Genomic DNA, 15,784 nt, shown 5'->3' on the forward strand with positions numbered 1-15,784 from the left:
GCGGATTTACGCAGCTCACTTAATAGTAAGCACACAGAGCGGGTCATTAGCTCAGTTGGTAGAGCAGTGGACTTTTAATCCATTGGTCGATGGTTCAAGTCCATCATGACCCACCATTCTTTATTAAAATAAAGTTTGGTTTAATCGGCGGATTTACGCAGCATGTTAATTCTATACAGAATTTAGAGCGGGTCATTAGCTCAGTTGGTAGAGCAGTGGACTTTTAATCCATTGGTCGATGGTTCAAGTCCATCATGACCCACCACTTCTAAAAAATCTCAACTCTTCCCTTATTTTATTTAAATCAGTTTCTTATTTTTATTTATAAACAGCATGCCCAGATAGCTGTTATTTGCCCGTGTATTCTCGTATAATTTGCCGTAATTAATGCACTGTAGATGAAGTGGTCGAGAACATGAGTCTAGCTCAAACTATTATGCCTGAAGGTTATATCTTTCCTCCTAAGCCAGCGCCGTTGACTAAAGACGAGCAAGGCGAATATAAAGCACGTATTAAACAACTACTGCAAGATAAAAATGCAGTGCTGGTAGCCCATTACTATACAGATCCTGAAATTCAGGCACTTGCCGAAGAAACAGGGGGCTGTGTTGCCGACTCATTAGAAATGGCACGTTTTGGTGCTCGCCACGATGCAGACATGATCATCGTTGCAGGCGTGCGTTTTATGGGTGAAACCGCTAAAATTTTAACGCCAAACAAAACAGTTGTTATGCCAACGCTAGAAGCAACCTGTTCGTTAGATATTGGTTGCCCTATTGACGAGTTTTCAGCGTTTTGCGATCAGCACCCTGATCGTAAAGTTGTAGTGTATGCAAACACCTCTACAGCGGTTAAAGCCCGTGCAGATTGGATTGTAACCTCATCGTGCGCGCTTGAAATTGTAGAGCACCTAGATGAGCAAGGTGAAAAAATTATTTGGGGCCCAGATAAACACCTTGGTAGCTACATTCAAAAAAATACTGGCGCCGATATGATCATGTGGAACGGCGCATGTATCGTACACGATGAATTTAAAACAAAAGCGCTTAAAGATATGAAAGCCCTGCACCCAGACGCGGGTGTATTGGTGCACCCAGAGTCACCTGCAGAAATAGTGGCACTGGCAGATGCGGTTGGCTCTACCAGTCAACTAATAAAGGCTGCGCAAACAATGGATAACGATAAGTTTATTGTAGCGACAGACCGCGGTATTTTTTACAAAATGCAGCAGCTATGCCCAGAAAAAGAGTTTTTTGCAGCCCCAACAGCGGGTGAAGGCGCGTCATGTAAAAGTTGTGCACATTGCCCGTGGATGGCAATGAACGGCTTAAAAGCGATTGAAGAAGCTCTGATAGACCCTCGCGGTAAAGAAGTGTTTGTAGATATGGACTTACGCGAAGGCGCGCTCAAGTCACTTAATCGCATGTTAGACTTTACAGCTAGCATGGCTAAGTAATTAGCCTAATGTATAAAAAACGGTTAAACCCTGAGGTTTAGCCGTTTTTTTATGCCTAAAGTAAATTGCTGATTGATTATTAGACACTTAACAGCACAAATTTAAAAAGACCTTGCACCTGTGTAACCTATTTCATACTATAACGCGCTGTTGCTAAGCAACACCGTGGAGGAATGGCTGAGTGGCTGAAGGCGCACGCCTGGAAAGTGTGTTTAGGTTAATCCCTAACGAGGGTTCGAATCCCTCTTCCTCCACCATTATTCTTGAACCCAGTTATTGAATATCAATAACTGGGTTTTTTAATGCCTGCTGCCCAAACCTTAGTAATGCGCTAATAGGCGTGTATTTAGTGGGTAATCTCAATCTGCCTTTAAAGTCGTTCCCTTAAAAAAATGACATGGTATAAGCCCCGAATTTATTGGTACTCAAATAACGCGTTTTCCCATTCTTGAATGATTATTTGGCGCTTCATCTGATCGTCTATCACTAATATTTCTATGCCAAGGGGGACGGGGCGCAGCTGACCTTCTGATATATCAAGTAAATGTTTTTGCTTAATTCTTACTTCGTTATTTATTGGCTCAAAATTAGTAAAGTTGGCCATGTCTGTTTGCCCTTGTACAGACACTAAGTAATCAATAAACAGCTGTGCGCCAATTACATTTTTAGCATGTTTAGGAATAATGGCACTGCGCATAATAACCGAGGTGTAGTCTTTAGGTTGCACCACAATAATATTAGGGTGCTGCGCCGCCCATGTGCGCGCATAAGAGCTTAATATGTTATAGCCAACAGTGAGCTCGCCCGTTGAAAGTGCCTTGAGTATGTCGGCGCTGCGTCTAAATACACGCGTGCTGTGATAGCCAAACGATTCAAGCATTCGGCCATAGCTTGAGCTTTGCTCGCGGTCATGAGCCCACAGCAAATAACCTATGCCCACTTGAGTAATATCGTAAATGCCAATGCGGCCTTTAATTTGCTCACTGCGCCTACGAATTAGCTCTAATAATTCGTTGCGGCTACTTGGTGCGACCTCTTCGCCTAAAAATTCTTTATTAAATGCAATTACCGCTGTTTCATAGGTAAAGCCAAATACTTCATTTCGCCATTTAGCCCATGCAGGAAGCTTATTTGTTTGCTCAGAGCTGTAAGGCTGTGCGTAACCGTCGTTAACTAACTTTACTTGCAAGTTCATTGCTGAACTTAATAATACGTCGGGCGGGTTTTTAACGTCGGCTAAAAATTCGCTATACACTTCGAAAGTACTCAGCTCGTAGTAGTCAATTTGTACAAAAGGGTATTTTTTTTGAAAGGCCGATAAAAAAGGGGCAATTTCCATTTTATCAGCGCCGCCATATATTTTAAGTACGGATTTATTTTCGCTTTGTGCCGGAAATACTAAAGGAGTTTTTGCAGCTACGAATGGCGAGCCTACAAAGCACGTAAAAAAAACGGCAATATAAATCAGCGATAAAAATTTCAATGTTCGTCCTCGGTCAGCATTAACGGAAAGTTTATTTCAAAAATAAGCCCCGACGGGCTGTTATCGAGCAGCTTAATAGCAGCGTTATGATGCTCTGCTACCTCTTTTGCAATGCTTAAGCCTAGGCCACTGCCGGCACGTGGGTCGCCTTTACTTTTATAAAACCGCTCAAACACATGCTGTTTTTGCGCATCGGATACACCTACGCCTTGATCAGCCACGCATAAACGGGCTATGTAACCGCTGTCTGTACTGTGAAGCTCGGTAGACACATTTACTTCTTTGTTTTGTGGGCTAAATTTAATCGCGTTTTCTAAAATGTTGCGTAGCATTTGGCTAAGTGCAAACGAATCGCCATTGATCATTAAATTATCGTCACCTTGATATGTGATGATCACGCCGCGTTGAATCGCCGATACCGCAACATCTCTACACACAGACTTTACCAGCTCCGGCAACGAAAGCATTATTAAAGGCTGGCTATGAAAGCGGTGCGCAAGAGTGGCTTGGTTTAACAGTTGCGTAACGGTGCTGTCGAGTAAATCTGTTGAATATAAAACACGATTTAACTGCTCTGTTCTTATTTTTTCATCGCTTTCTTCAATGGCATTTTGCGCCTGGCTTTTAAGGCCTGCAAGGGGCGTTCTTATTTGATGAGCCACTTCGCCAGTAAAGCGTTTTAAATGATTAAGCGAGACTTCTAATTGCGATATAAAATGGTTAATGGTTGAAATTAAATCGGCCATTTCTTTGGGAACCGACATATCAATAGGGCGTAGGTCAGTGGGGGAGCGCCGACGTATTTTTTTATTTATGCTGTAAATAGGGCGCAAAATTTGATTCACTCCCAGTAATATAAGCACAATAGCTATTACAAACGTTAAAATAACCATTTGTATTACATTTAAATTCATTTCATAGGCGAGCTGATCGCGAGCTTGGGTGGTTTGGCCTATTAAAATATTTACATCAAACGATTCGCCCACTTCATAGAGCTTATCTGAGAGCAAAATAAAGCGGTAGTTTTCGCCTTTGTAATCACCTTCCCAAAATTGTATTAGTAGGTTGTCTCGTGGGTCATATTCTGCGCGTTGCCACTGGGTGTCAGCTTTTTGTAAAATGTGTTGATATAAGCCATTGTAGCCAGTTAAGTGCTCCCCTTGATTTTGTGTTATTTGATACACCAACCTGTCATTTGAGGCCATCGAGAGAGTTTCGAATGTAGCACTGGGTAAATCAACAATAATTTCGTGGTAATCAATGTGGGTATTTTCAAAAATTTGTAAAGCAGCACTGGCAAGTAGCCTATCGTATGAAATTTGGGCGGCGTTTTTACTGTAATTATTAGCCATAAAATAGGTTATAAGTGTAATTATAACCATTAAAGCAATGGTTATTGTAAGCAGCTGCCGGCGAATAGAGGGGAGGGTTTTGCTACTCATTAGGCTCTGCTAAAAGATAGCCTAAACCACGCAGTGTTTTTATATCAACACTGCTATTTACCAGCTTTTTACGAAGCCTTGCTACGTAGGTTTCTATGGCGTTGGGGCTAGGTGAATCGTCAAACGAATATAAGTGATCGAGTAACTCATCTTTATTAAGCACTTTGCCTTGATGCGTTAAAAATATTTCTAGCAACCTAAATTCTCGTTGTTTTAAGTCAATAAGTTCTTTAGCAATAGTGACCGTGCATGATTTTCGGTCAAAATCGAGATTGCCATAACTTATAATGTCTTTACCTAGGCCTTGGTTACGCCTAAGTAGGGCGCGGCAACGGGCTTCTAATTCGCCAAAATCAAAGGGTTTAGTGAGGTAATCGTCGGCGCCTAAGTCGAGTAATTCTATGCGGTGCTCTACTTGGGCACGTGCCGTTAAAATTAATACAGGCGTATTTGATGAGCGAGCCCTGAGCTTTTTTAATATTTGCTCACCGTTTAAATTGGGCAAGTTTAAATCAAGTAAAATAAGGTCGTACTCATGGCGTTTTAACAGCGAATTAGCCACATCACCACTGGTTACAAGGTCTATACCTTGGCCCATTTTGGTGAAGCGTTGGCAAATTGCTTCTCCTAACACTTCGTCGTCTTCAACTGCTAAAATTCTCATTAAGCACACCCGCAAAGTCGCAATTAAAAAATATAATTTTAAGTTGTGCAAGACACTAAACAATTACTGCAACGTTTACAATACGCAAATACCTTCGTTTATAGCAAGATAAGCTATAGTTTTAATCTAATAGCTAAAAATACAATTGCCTAAAATGTAATTATCTTGTGACAGGTTTGTGACAGGTTTGCCGTGTAAATTGCAACATGAATAAACTGATACACACTACACACAACTATAAATTTAATTAAACAAGGTAGCGGAGACAACTATGGCTCAACGGTTCTCTAAAATATTTGCAGTAACAGGCGCAGTATTAACTTGTGTTTCTATTCCTTCGTACGCTTCTTTTAATGGGCTTACAGAGCAAGACGAATTTAATATTAAGCTAAGGTCAATTTACTTTGACCGCGATTACGATAACGACGCCAGCGACGACTCAACGTTTGCACAAGGCATAGAGCTCAATTATCAATCGGGCTATTTGAATGACTTAATTAGCATGGGTGTCTCTACTTATACGGTACTTAATTACAACTCAACCGGCAGCGCACAAAATAATATTTTACCCGCTGGGGATGAAAAAGGCGGCGTTGACGATAGTTTTTCTAAATTTGGTCAATATTTTATCGACGTTAAACTTGGCGACAATGGCCATGTAAAAATAGGCGGGCAAAAAACCAAAAGTATGTTGTTAAAAAGCTCAGGTAGCCGCGCAATTCCCAATACTTTTAGAGGTGTATTTGGTGACTACAAGTTTGGCAATACCAAAGTATATGGTTACGCCTACGATAAATGGAGCCGCCGCCACGACGACAAGTGGGAAGATTTTTCTACCGACCAGTCAGATAACGGCGCAATTAGTGTTATTTGGGGTGTGGGCGCAAGCTACAAAAAAGATGCGCTAAAAATAGACGCAGAGTATTTAAACTCCCATGACTACTTATCAAAGCTTGGGCTTAAAGGCAGCTACGCTATAAAGCTCGATCACAGTAAGTTAACCCTTTCAAGTGGCGTATTTACCTCACAAGACGATGGCGATTTATTTGTAACCGGCGCAGAGGGTGGCGATTTAGATGATGAAGATGCACTCGGTGCGGTTTCAGGCGTTACTAAAAGTGAAAACGATGGTTTTGCCTATTACCTAGATGCCAATTGGAAAAAAGATATTTGGACACTAGGCGCCGCATTTACCAAAGTGAACGATGCTTGGATTGAAGATAACTTTAGCGGCGATCACGGGACTAACCCGTTTCCCACGCGCTCATTAATTGGTGCCGATTTAACAAACCAAAATGAGTCAACTTGGCAGGCTCGCTTAGGTGTTGACCTAAAAGCAGTGGCACCGGGTTTAACCACAAAGTTTTATTACACCAGCGGCAGCGATGCAGAAAATTCAAGCTTAGGTAAAGCAGGTGGCACAGCCGATGAAAAATATTGGGCCATTGATACACGCTACAAAGTAGCGGCTGTAAAAGGCTTAAGCCTACGTTGGTTATTTTTAGATTACACCACAGATGAAACTGGCAGTGTTGATGGTGTAAAAGGAGACAGAGCAGATCACCGTGTATATGTAGATTACACCATTAAGTTTTAAACGCCCCCTTCGATTGGCTTTTAACGCGCAGCATGAAAATGCTGCGCGTTTTTTAATTTTTAAAAGTTATTTTTTAATCAATTTTTATTTCGTGACAGGTTAGTGACAGTTTGGCTCCTTACTCTTAAAAAAAGGGCAACGTTTTGATAACGACGTTACTTGTTTTTAATTGCATTGAAAGGGCGAAACGATGAACTCAACACACGCTACACCTCAGTTAAAACCTACGCCGAGAGCCATTCACTTTCGTGCAAATAGCCAACAAACAGCCACGGCTGCGAGTGCAACAAGTAATACTAATTTTGCCCCTCAATCTTTGCAAAGTAAGCAAGAGCAAGTGCAAGAGTGCGTGGTTATTTTAAGTAATAACTAACCCGTTACTGCTCATTTAAATTGATTTAGAAGCTGGATTATTATGACTATTCAAAAAAAAATACCTTGTGTCATTATGCGCGGCGGAACGTCTCGCGGGACTTATTTTTTAGCCAACGATTTACCGAGAGAGTGGGATAAACGCAAAGAAATTTTAACTGCAGCAATGGGCTCAGGCGATCCGCTGCAAGTAAACGGCGTTGGTGGAGGAAACTCACTAACCAGTAAAGCGGCCATTATTTCACGCTCAACCGACCCCGATGCAGACATTGATTACTTATTTGCGCAAGTTGCTATTGAGCAAAATGAAGTCGATATAACCCCTTCGTGTGGCAATATTTTATCTGGTGCAGCACCTCTGGCAATTGAATACGGACTGGTTACTGCAAACGACGGTGAAACAACGGTACGGGTTAAAAATGTAAATACCAATACCCTGATTGAAGTTGTGGTACAAACGCCTAACGGCTTTGTAGAGTACGAAGGCGATGCCACCATTGATGGCGTACCAGGCTCTGGAGCGCCTATTTTACTTAAGTTTTTTGATGTGTGTGGCACTAAAACCGGTGAATTACTGCCTACTGGCTCTGCACGCGATACCTTTGATGGCGTAGAAGTAAGTTGTGTGGATGCTGCCATGCCAATGGTACTAATACCTGCACCATCACTGGGTGTAAAAGGCTCTGAAACTAAACAAGAGCTTGATGCAAATACAGAGTTACTGCAAAAAATAGAAAGCATTCGCCTGCAGGCGTCACTAAAAATGGGCCTAGGCGATGCAACCGGAAAAGTCATTCCTAAAGTCGGTTTACTGTCGGTGCCGCAATTTGGCGGTACGATAACTTCGCGCTACTTTGTGCCGCAAAATTGCCATACCAGCCATTCTGTAACGGGGGCAATTTGCGTGAGTGTTAGTTGCATGTTGCCAGGCAGTGTGGCGTACGACTTAATTACCCCACAAAGCTCAGAGCAGCAAAATATAGTGGTTGAACACCCAAGCGGTAAAATAGATTTACTCCTTGAGGGGGGCTTTGAAAACGACACGCTAGATATAAAATCGGCGGGGTTAATGCGCACCGCCAGAATGTTATTTAAAGGTGAAGTACACATACCTGCAAAAGTATGGGATGAAAGCAAAATAGCTTAACTTATACCAATGGGCAAAATAGCTCACTTAATTAAGCGAATTGGTGCTAAGCCTTAGTAAACCAACCGAAAATGCGATAGCAGATTGTCTGTTATCGCTTTTTTTATGCTTTATATAAATAAAATTAAACTTATTTTTATTTAAAAACAATGCCTTATAAATAATTTTAAATTAATGGATAGTTTGGCATCGATGACAGGTAGATGACAGTTTCGGCTATTAGTCTAGCTGTTGTTAACTTCTTTTAACGAAATACTTTCATCTACGTAATAGATGCAATGACGTTATTAGGACCTATTTAAATAATTGCAGCGAATAACAGAGGTCAAATTATGAAGATTAAATTAAGTACTTTTGCACCTAATCGACTAAAAGCAATGCTTGTTGTGTTAGCAGCAAGCACTTGTATCAGCTCAGCTTATGCAAACAATAACGACGAAGTAAGCTTTGATGGTGAGCGAGTAGAGTGGGTTGTGCCTTTTAAAGAAGGTGGCGGCTCTGACACATGGGCACGTTTTTTTGGTCCGCGTTTTTCTCAGCATTTAAATGGTAAACCTGTGGTTGTGGTTAAAAACATTCCAGGTGGTGGCTCTACCAAAGGCGCTAACCGCTTTGAGCGCCGCGCTAAAGCAAATGGCTTAAATGTATTTAGTACTTCTGCCTCTACACAAATCCCTTACTTACTTGGCGATTCACGCGTTAGATACGAAGTAAAACGTTGGAACGTGATTATGGCCACACCGACAGGTGCGGTGGTATATGTGCGCCCAGAGCTGGGTATTAAAAACGCATCAGAGCTTGCCAAATTGCAGGGTCAAAAACTTAAATTTGGTAGCCAACGCGCCGCGTCAATGGACTTGGTTGGGTTATTAGCCTTCGACATGCTTGATTTAGACATTCATGCCATTTTTGGTATGAAAGGCCGTGGCAGTGCGCGTTTATCGTTTGAACGTGGCGAGGTGGATATCGACTTTCAAACTACCTCTGCCTACTTAAAAAAAGTACAGCCGCTAGTTGATGAAGGTAAAGCGATTCCGCTTATGTCGTTTGGTGTACTTAATAAAGAAGGCAAAATTGTACGCGACCCAACGTTTCCTGACTTACCACACGTAGGCGAAGTATACGAAATGATCCATGGTAAAAAGCCAACAGGCGTTGAATACAACGTATGGAAAACCTTTTTTGTAGCCGGTTTTGCTGCGCAAAAAGGACTGTTTTTACCTAAAGGCACCCCTGATGACGTTATTGCAGAGTGGCGCAATGCAGCACAGCGCGTCATTGATCAAGACAACTTTAAAGAAGAGTCTGAATTAGTACTTGGCCAATACCCACAACTTGTAAACGAAGATGCAGTAAACACACTGAGCTCAGCACTGACAATTTCTGAAACTGACAAACAATGGGTAAGAAATTACCTAACCGAAAACTACAACGCGCGTTTTTAAAAAACCATGTTGATTTGTTGTACACAGTGGCTCGCATTTAGTGAGCCACTTTTTTAATCTAAGGAGAGCAGTATGTTAGATGCATTTTTAATTGCGCTACAAACTATTCTTACCCCCACACACTTAATGTATTTATGCGGCGGCGTTTTTTTAGGCTTGCTGATTGGTATTTTTCCGGGTTTAGGCGGCATAGCGGGTTTATCGTTATTACTGCCATTTTTATATGGTATGGACCCAATTTCAGCGCTTGCTATGCTTATTGGCCTAGTGGCGGTTATTCCAACCTCTGACACCTTCACCTCTGTATTAATGGGTATTCCAGGCTCCAGTGGCTCACAAGCCACAGTGCTTGACGGCTTCCCACTGTCTAAAAAGGGTCAAGCAGCGCGTGCGCTTTCAGCAGCGTTTGCTTCGTCATTATTTGGTGGCCTTTTTGGCGCCATTATTTTAACGCTGTTTGTACTGATTGCCCGCCCCGTTATTTTAGCGTTTGGCTCGGCCGAATTATTTATGCTTACTTTGCTAGGTTTAAGCATGGTGGGTGTATTGGCCGGTAATAGCCTAGTAAAAGGCTTAAGCGCATGTGGCTTAGGTTTATGTTTAGGCTCACTTGGCGGTGCTCCTGCAACCGGTGAATACCGCATGGTATTTGATAACGGTTACCTTATGGATGGTATTCCGTTAGTGGTTGTTGGTTTAGGTATATTTGCATTGCCAGAAATTATCGATTTACTGCGTCAAAATCGCTCTATTTCAGAAGCTTCTGAGCTGGGTAGTGGGTGGTTTGAAGGCGTAAAAGATGTTGTTAAAAATAAATGGCTAGCCACGCGCTGTGCTGCCATTGGCTGTGTTGTTGGCGCACTACCTGGTCTAGGTGGCAGCGTAGTTGATTGGATCTCTTATGGTCATGCGGTGCAAACCTCTAAAGACACCGAAAACTTTGGTAAAGGCGACATACGCGGTGTTATTGCTCCTGAGTCATCAAATAATGCCAAAGAAGGCGGTGGCTTAATTCCGACCTTATTATTTGGTATTCCAGGTTCTGGCAGCATGGCTGTATTTTTAGGTGGCATGGTATTAATTGGCTTAGAGCCAGGCCCTGCGATGATCACCACTGACCTTGATGTTACTTACACCATTGTATGGTCACTGGCGCTTGCTAATGTAATTGGCGCGGGCGCGTGTTTACTTATTTCTAAATGGGTAGCAAAGGTAACAACTATTCCTTACACGCTCATGGCACCATTTATGGTTATGGTGATCTTTTTTGCGGCGTTTCAGGCAACCCGTGATTTAGGTGATTTAGTCGCACTTATTGGCATTGGTATTTTAGGCGTATTAATGAAGCGCTTTGGATGGCCACGACCAGCATTTTTAATTGGTTTTGTACTGGCAAGCGGCATGGAAACTTACCTTTATCAAGCTATTCAGTTTGACGGCATAGAGTTTTTATTAAAACCGGGCGTGATGATTATTGGTGCATTAACCGCGCTTTCTATTTTCTTTGCAGCACGCCACTCTATTAAGGCTGCTAAAAAAGAAAAAGCCAATAAAAACAAGGCTAATGCTGAGGTAAAACCAACTAACCTTAAACCACAAATCGCGTTTTCTGGCTTTGTTTGTTTAGTGTTTGCATACGGTTTGTATGACTCGTTCCAACGCACATTCTTAGGTGGAGTATTTCCTGGTGTGGTGTGCTCGTTCATGTTAATACTCTCTGCGGTTGTGCTGATCAAGCTGCTACTTAATAAAGTAGACGATGCTGTAAATTACGATAATGAGGTCTCTGCGGGGTATGTAAACGACTCAAGCGTGACTGGCCTTTGGCATTATGTATTTTGGCTGTGTGGCTTATTAGCTGGGTGTTTTTTACTGGGCTATGTGATTTCGATAGCGTTGTTTTTCATAATATTTTTACTTGTAAAAGCACGTATATCAATTGCTAGAACATTAACACTGACAGTGTGTGCGTTAGCATTCTTACTTACTTTATCGCACTTTATGGTATTAGATTTACCAAGCGGTTACCTACAAGAAGTGGCAAGCTTTACGCAGCTGTAAACGCCGCCGTGCTAAGCAAAACAAGCAGCGCTTAGCACGGTTTACATTCGCTCTAAAAGGCACTGGCTTAAGAAGGATATAATTATGATTTCACCTAAGCTTATTTTAATGCCGCTTTCTACAAGTGGGCATGTAACAGAGCGCTTAAAAGGGGGCTTAGCCGTTGCTAAGTATTTTAATGCGCACCTTGATGTTTATCACACGCACTTAGACCCAAAACGCTTTTTGCCAACAGGGCAGCTTGGCTTACCAACTAAATTGGTAAAAGAGTTAGACTCTGTAGCAGGGCGCTTTGCAACAACCGAATCGGCAAATTTAAAAACCGAATTTGTTAGTTTATGTGCCCAGCAGCAAGTTAAATACACTGACGACAGCGCAGAGCATCCCACGCACCCAAGCGCTTCATGGCATATTAATATAGGTGTGCGCAGCGAAATAATTGCAGAGCAAGGCAAAGTCGCTGATTTAATTATTATTCCGCAGTCTAAAAGTGGTAAATCAACCTCGACCTTTGAGGCATCGGTAATGCGAAGTGGTAAACCTATATTACTGGTACCACGGCAAATGACCCACTTTGATATAAAAACAGTGGTGATTGGCTGGAACGCCAGCACCGAGGTATCGCGTGCGCTCACTTACAGTTTACCGCTTCTAAAACAGGCTAAAAAGGTTGTTATTTGCACCAGCGCAAGCAGCGCCGATAAAATGCCAAACGGCCATGAAGTGGTTAAATATTTAGCCCAGCACGATATTAAAAGTGAGTTTGTAACATTTAATAATGGTAGGCAATCAACCGCTAAAGCGTTTATGTCGGTAGCACAAATGCATAATGCTGATTTAGTGGTGATGGGCGCATTTACTCACAGGCGAATCCATGAGCAAATTTTTGGTGGTATGACTAACTACATGCTAGCAAACACCACCTTGCCAATACTTATGGCGCGATAACACTTAAAGCTTAAAAACTAAATTTTACCCAAAAGCCGATATTTACGTTCAATATCGGCTTTTTATTAAAGCTCAATGTGATAAAACTAACCATTACAATAATAAAAGTTAATGGGTAGCAGCCTATGTATACGCTTTCACAGTGGCAATCAAACGGGCAGTTTATTGATATAAATGCCAAGCAAATTTTTACTCAAACAGCAGGGAGTGCTAATAACCCCGCGCTCCTTTTGATACACGGCTTTCCAAGTGCAAGCTGGGACTGGGAAGGTATGTGGGATGAGCTCAAAAAACACTACTTTTTAGTTACACTTGATATGCTGGGTTTTGGCCTATCGGATAAACCAATAAATGCGGCTTATAACATTACAGAGCAAGCTGATTTATACACGCAATTTTTAAAGCGTTTAAATATTACCAATGTACACCTATTAGCTCATGATTATGGCGATACCGTGGCTCAAGAGCTATTAGCAAGGCAAGTTGCTGCTCAAAGCGACATACGCATACACAGTGTATGCTTTTTAAATGGCGGGTTATTTCCACACATACATAAACCTTTATTTATCCAAAAGCTGCTACTTTCAAAACTCGGTTGGCTAGTACCTAAGCTAATGAGCAAACAAAAGTTTGCTAAAAATTTAATCACTATTTTTGGCAAAAACACGCCACCAGCCCCTATGGTAATTGATACCCTTTGGGCGTTGTTAATTTATAACAAGGGTTTACGTGTAATGCCCAAGCTAATTAAATATATTACACAGCGAAAACAAAACGAGCTGCGCTGGGTTGGGGCAATGATTAATAGCGATATACCGGTTACGTTTATTGCAGGTGAGCAAGACCCAATATCGGGTAAACACATGCTTGAGTACTATAAAAAAACAATACCTAATGCGCGCGTACAAGGGTTTGTTGAGCTTGGACACTACCCACAAATAGAAGATGCCAAGGCTATAACCGAGGCTTATTTAAAATTTAGAAAGCAGATATAAAAAACGCGGCTATTTTAGGCCGCGTTTATAAACTAAATAACGTGATGCTGGCTACTTAGTACTTTCTTTTTTTTGGAATTTTTAACTGGCTTTCAAATTCATCAGGAAAAAGCACCGTGCCGTCGTCCTCTTCGGTAGGGAACACCGCAATCAGTAAGTCGTCTTCTTCAAGGCCGGGTGTCCAGCGGCTAAACCAATCTTTAGTCGGAATGGCTTTTGGTGTACAGCCTTCCCATTCGCCCGTGGCCCAAGCTTGTGCAAAATCGCGGGTTGGCCACACTGGTACACAGTCGTCATCTTCGTTGGCAAGCATTACGCAGCCATCATCGTCGTTTAAAATCCATACTTGTTTGTACTGTTGTACGGTTTCAAACATAAAAGCGAGTCGTTTTTTTGCCCCTAGCCCTAAAATTACGGTTTGTTCTTCAGTCGCATTTGCAGTTGTCATAATTGGCTCACTCTTTATTGCTTCAAATTTGAATTTTACTGCTACAAGTATATCGAGTTATGTGACAGTGTGTTGAAAAATTATTATTTAACCTGAACTCTGGATAATAAATCTATCTCTAGCAGCTATTTTAAGCGCTAACTGCGTGGAATTTACTGAAAATCTCTGGCTAGAGACAAAATAAGCTTAACCATCATCATGATAAAATATGTTAGTAAATCTCTTAACCAGAGTTCAGGTTATTTTATTTTGTAATTCAGATCTGTTTTGGTACTCCCTAAGTATATTTTGAGCGAGCATTCAAAATTGCCCTTGAATGTTGTTAAAAAGGCCGCATCTCATATGCATACTCTTAATGAAGGATTTAACAATGACCACAGATTTACTGGCACCGTATAAATTAAACGACTCACTTGAACTTAAAAATCGCGTTTTTATGGCGCCTTTAACCCGTTGTATGGCTGATGATAATTTAGTACCTACGCAAGATATGGTCGAATATTATGCGCGCCGTGCCGATGCCGGTTTAATTATTAGCGAAGCCACTATTATTCGCCCAGATGCACAAGGCTACCCAAATACACCGGGGTTATTTACCAGCGAGCAAATTCAAGGCTGGAAAAAAGTAACCGACGCCGTACATGCAAACGGCGGTAAAATGTTTGCACAGCTTTGGCATGTTGGCCGTGTTGCTCACCCTCACTTTTTTGACGGCGAAGTATTAGCGCCATCGGCAATTGGTGTTGAAGGCTCTGTACCACGTATGCGCGAGCTGACGTACATTACGCCAAAAGCGGCCACTAAAGAGGATATTAATTCACTGATTGCCGACTTTGCTAAAGCGGCCGAAAACGCCATTGAAGCAGGTTTTGATGGTGTAGAAATTCATGGCGCAAATGGTTATTTAATTGATCAGTTTTTACATTACGCTGCAAATGAGCGCACAGATGAATATGGCCAAACACCTGAAAATATGGCGCGTTTTGCAATAGAAGTGACCGATGCGGTTGTTAATGCAGTAGGTAATGAGCGTACGGCAATTAGGTTATCGCCAGGTGCTTATTTTAATATGGAAGAAGATAAGCGTGATAAAGCGGTATTTGATTATTTATTAGCGCAGCTAGATGACAAAAAACTGGCTTACATTCATGGCGGTATTTTTGATGACAGCACTCAATTTGACTCTTTAGAAGGTAAAACAACCTCGCAGTATTTGCGCGCTAACACTAAAACCAGCCTTGTAGGGGTAGGTAGCTATAGTTTTGATGATGCAAAACAAGCAATAAATAATGGACAGTTTGATTTAATTGCGATTGGTCGTCCATTTATTGCTAATCCAGATTACATTAGTAAAGTGGCTAATAATGAAGAACTTGTTGCTTATAGTGACGAGATGTTAGCTAAACTATTCTAATTAATTAGGGCGTGTTGACCTTTGGCGTTTGAATTTGCAGCAGTATGTTTGGTTTTTAGGCAAGGCAGAGCCTATGAAGTGTGGTTACTCCCCATTAATAGGCGATAACGCAGCATAAATGCCAAACATGCGCTGCCCTTCGGGTTCTGCCTAGGGGCGATAAACTCTTTGTTGCCTACATGGATGTAGGTAAGGGGCGTGAGCAGGACGCGGAAGCTTTACTCGGTTTTTACTTAGCCCACTAGGTTACAAACCTCGTGCCGCGATTTAATCACCCCTAGATTGAACAAATTTCAATCCGCAAAGATCAAC

The 15,784-nt window shown here is 41.8% G+C and carries 13 protein-coding genes and 3 tRNA genes; 12 read left to right on the plus strand and 4 right to left on the minus strand.

Annotation, left to right across the window (positions count from 1 at the left end):
* Window positions 1-40 precede the first annotated feature (40 nt).
* The 4 genes from PSH41_RS10025 to PSH41_RS10040 all read left to right on the plus strand — a co-directional run bounded on the left by PSH41_RS10025 (window position 41) and on the right by PSH41_RS10040 (window position 1,713).
* A tRNA-Lys gene (locus tag PSH41_RS10025) sits at window positions 41-116 on the plus strand.
* A 73-nt stretch (window positions 117-189) separates the two neighbouring features.
* Window positions 190-265: transfer RNA gene (locus tag PSH41_RS10030), tRNA-Lys, on the plus strand.
* 150 nt (window positions 266-415) lie between these two features.
* Window positions 416-1,456: a quinolinate synthase NadA gene (gene nadA / locus PSH41_RS10035; protein WP_004589501.1), complete on the plus strand. Its 1,041-nt coding sequence runs from the start codon at window positions 416-418 to the stop codon at window positions 1,454-1,456.
* Between the two features lie 167 nt (window positions 1,457-1,623).
* Window positions 1,624-1,713, plus strand: a tRNA-Ser gene (locus PSH41_RS10040).
* A gap of 158 nt (window positions 1,714-1,871) precedes the next feature.
* On the opposite strand, the gene PSH41_RS10045 is transcribed toward PSH41_RS10040, so the two are convergent.
* Genes PSH41_RS10045 through PSH41_RS10055 form a run of 3 tightly spaced genes read right to left on the minus strand, consistent with a single transcriptional unit; the run spans window position 1,872 to window position 5,045 of the window.
* Complete coding sequence (locus tag PSH41_RS10045) at window positions 1,872-2,939, minus strand: ABC transporter substrate-binding protein (protein WP_273589896.1); 1,068 nt, start codon at window positions 2,937-2,939, stop codon at window positions 1,872-1,874.
* Entirely contained in the window at window positions 2,936-4,381 is a 1,446-nt protein-coding gene (locus PSH41_RS10050) for a sensor histidine kinase (RefSeq protein ID WP_273589897.1), read from the minus strand. The genes PSH41_RS10045 and PSH41_RS10050 overlap by 4 nt, the downstream gene beginning before the upstream one ends.
* A complete protein-coding gene (locus tag PSH41_RS10055; RefSeq protein WP_029774040.1) occupies window positions 4,374-5,045 on the minus strand; it encodes a response regulator transcription factor in 672 nt (223 codons plus the stop codon). Before PSH41_RS10055 ends, PSH41_RS10050 begins: the two co-directional genes overlap by 8 nt.
* Before the next feature lie 271 nt (window positions 5,046-5,316).
* On the opposite strand from PSH41_RS10055, the gene PSH41_RS10060 reads away from it, so the two are divergent.
* The 7 genes from PSH41_RS10060 to PSH41_RS10090 all read left to right on the plus strand — a co-directional run bounded on the left by PSH41_RS10060 (window position 5,317) and on the right by PSH41_RS10090 (window position 13,610).
* A complete protein-coding gene (locus PSH41_RS10060) occupies window positions 5,317-6,642 on the plus strand; it encodes an OprD family outer membrane porin (RefSeq protein WP_273589898.1) in 1,326 nt (441 codons plus the stop codon).
* A 190-nt stretch (window positions 6,643-6,832) separates the two neighbouring features.
* Window positions 6,833-7,015 (plus strand): hypothetical protein, encoded by a 183-nt coding sequence (locus PSH41_RS10065; RefSeq protein ID WP_054983681.1) that lies wholly within the window; start codon window positions 6,833-6,835, stop codon window positions 7,013-7,015.
* A gap of 42 nt (window positions 7,016-7,057) precedes the next feature.
* Window positions 7,058-8,161 (plus strand): 4-oxalomesaconate tautomerase, encoded by a 1,104-nt coding sequence (locus PSH41_RS10070; protein ID WP_064387005.1) that lies wholly within the window; start codon window positions 7,058-7,060, stop codon window positions 8,159-8,161.
* Between the two features lie 332 nt (window positions 8,162-8,493).
* Window positions 8,494-9,606, plus strand: coding sequence for a Bug family tripartite tricarboxylate transporter substrate binding protein (locus tag PSH41_RS10075; protein WP_024032569.1), 1,113 nt, complete (start codon window positions 8,494-8,496; stop codon window positions 9,604-9,606).
* A gap of 72 nt (window positions 9,607-9,678) precedes the next feature.
* Window positions 9,679-11,667 carry a tripartite tricarboxylate transporter permease gene (locus PSH41_RS10080; protein ID WP_273589899.1) on the plus strand — a complete coding sequence of 663 codons (1,989 nt, stop codon included), beginning with the start codon at window positions 9,679-9,681 and terminating at the stop codon, window positions 11,665-11,667.
* 84 nt (window positions 11,668-11,751) lie between these two features.
* A complete protein-coding gene (locus PSH41_RS10085; RefSeq protein ID WP_024032571.1) occupies window positions 11,752-12,615 on the plus strand; it encodes a universal stress protein in 864 nt (287 codons plus the stop codon).
* A gap of 125 nt (window positions 12,616-12,740) precedes the next feature.
* A complete protein-coding gene (locus tag PSH41_RS10090) occupies window positions 12,741-13,610 on the plus strand; it encodes an alpha/beta fold hydrolase (protein ID WP_273589900.1) in 870 nt (289 codons plus the stop codon).
* A 55-nt stretch (window positions 13,611-13,665) separates the two neighbouring features.
* Here PSH41_RS10090 and PSH41_RS10095 read toward each other — a convergent pair whose 3' ends face one another.
* Window positions 13,666-14,058: a DUF2750 domain-containing protein gene (locus PSH41_RS10095; protein WP_004588808.1), complete on the minus strand. Its 393-nt coding sequence runs from the start codon at window positions 14,056-14,058 to the stop codon at window positions 13,666-13,668.
* A 370-nt stretch (window positions 14,059-14,428) separates the two neighbouring features.
* Here PSH41_RS10095 and PSH41_RS10100 point away from each other — a divergent pair, with 370 nt between their 5' ends.
* Complete coding sequence (locus PSH41_RS10100; protein ID WP_273589901.1) at window positions 14,429-15,472, plus strand: alkene reductase; 1,044 nt, start codon at window positions 14,429-14,431, stop codon at window positions 15,470-15,472.
* Window positions 15,473-15,784: the final 312 nt, after the last annotated feature.

It is taken from the genome of Pseudoalteromonas sp. CST2 (assembly GCF_028599385.1).
Classification (GTDB): domain Bacteria; phylum Pseudomonadota; class Gammaproteobacteria; order Enterobacterales; family Alteromonadaceae; genus Pseudoalteromonas; species Pseudoalteromonas atlantica.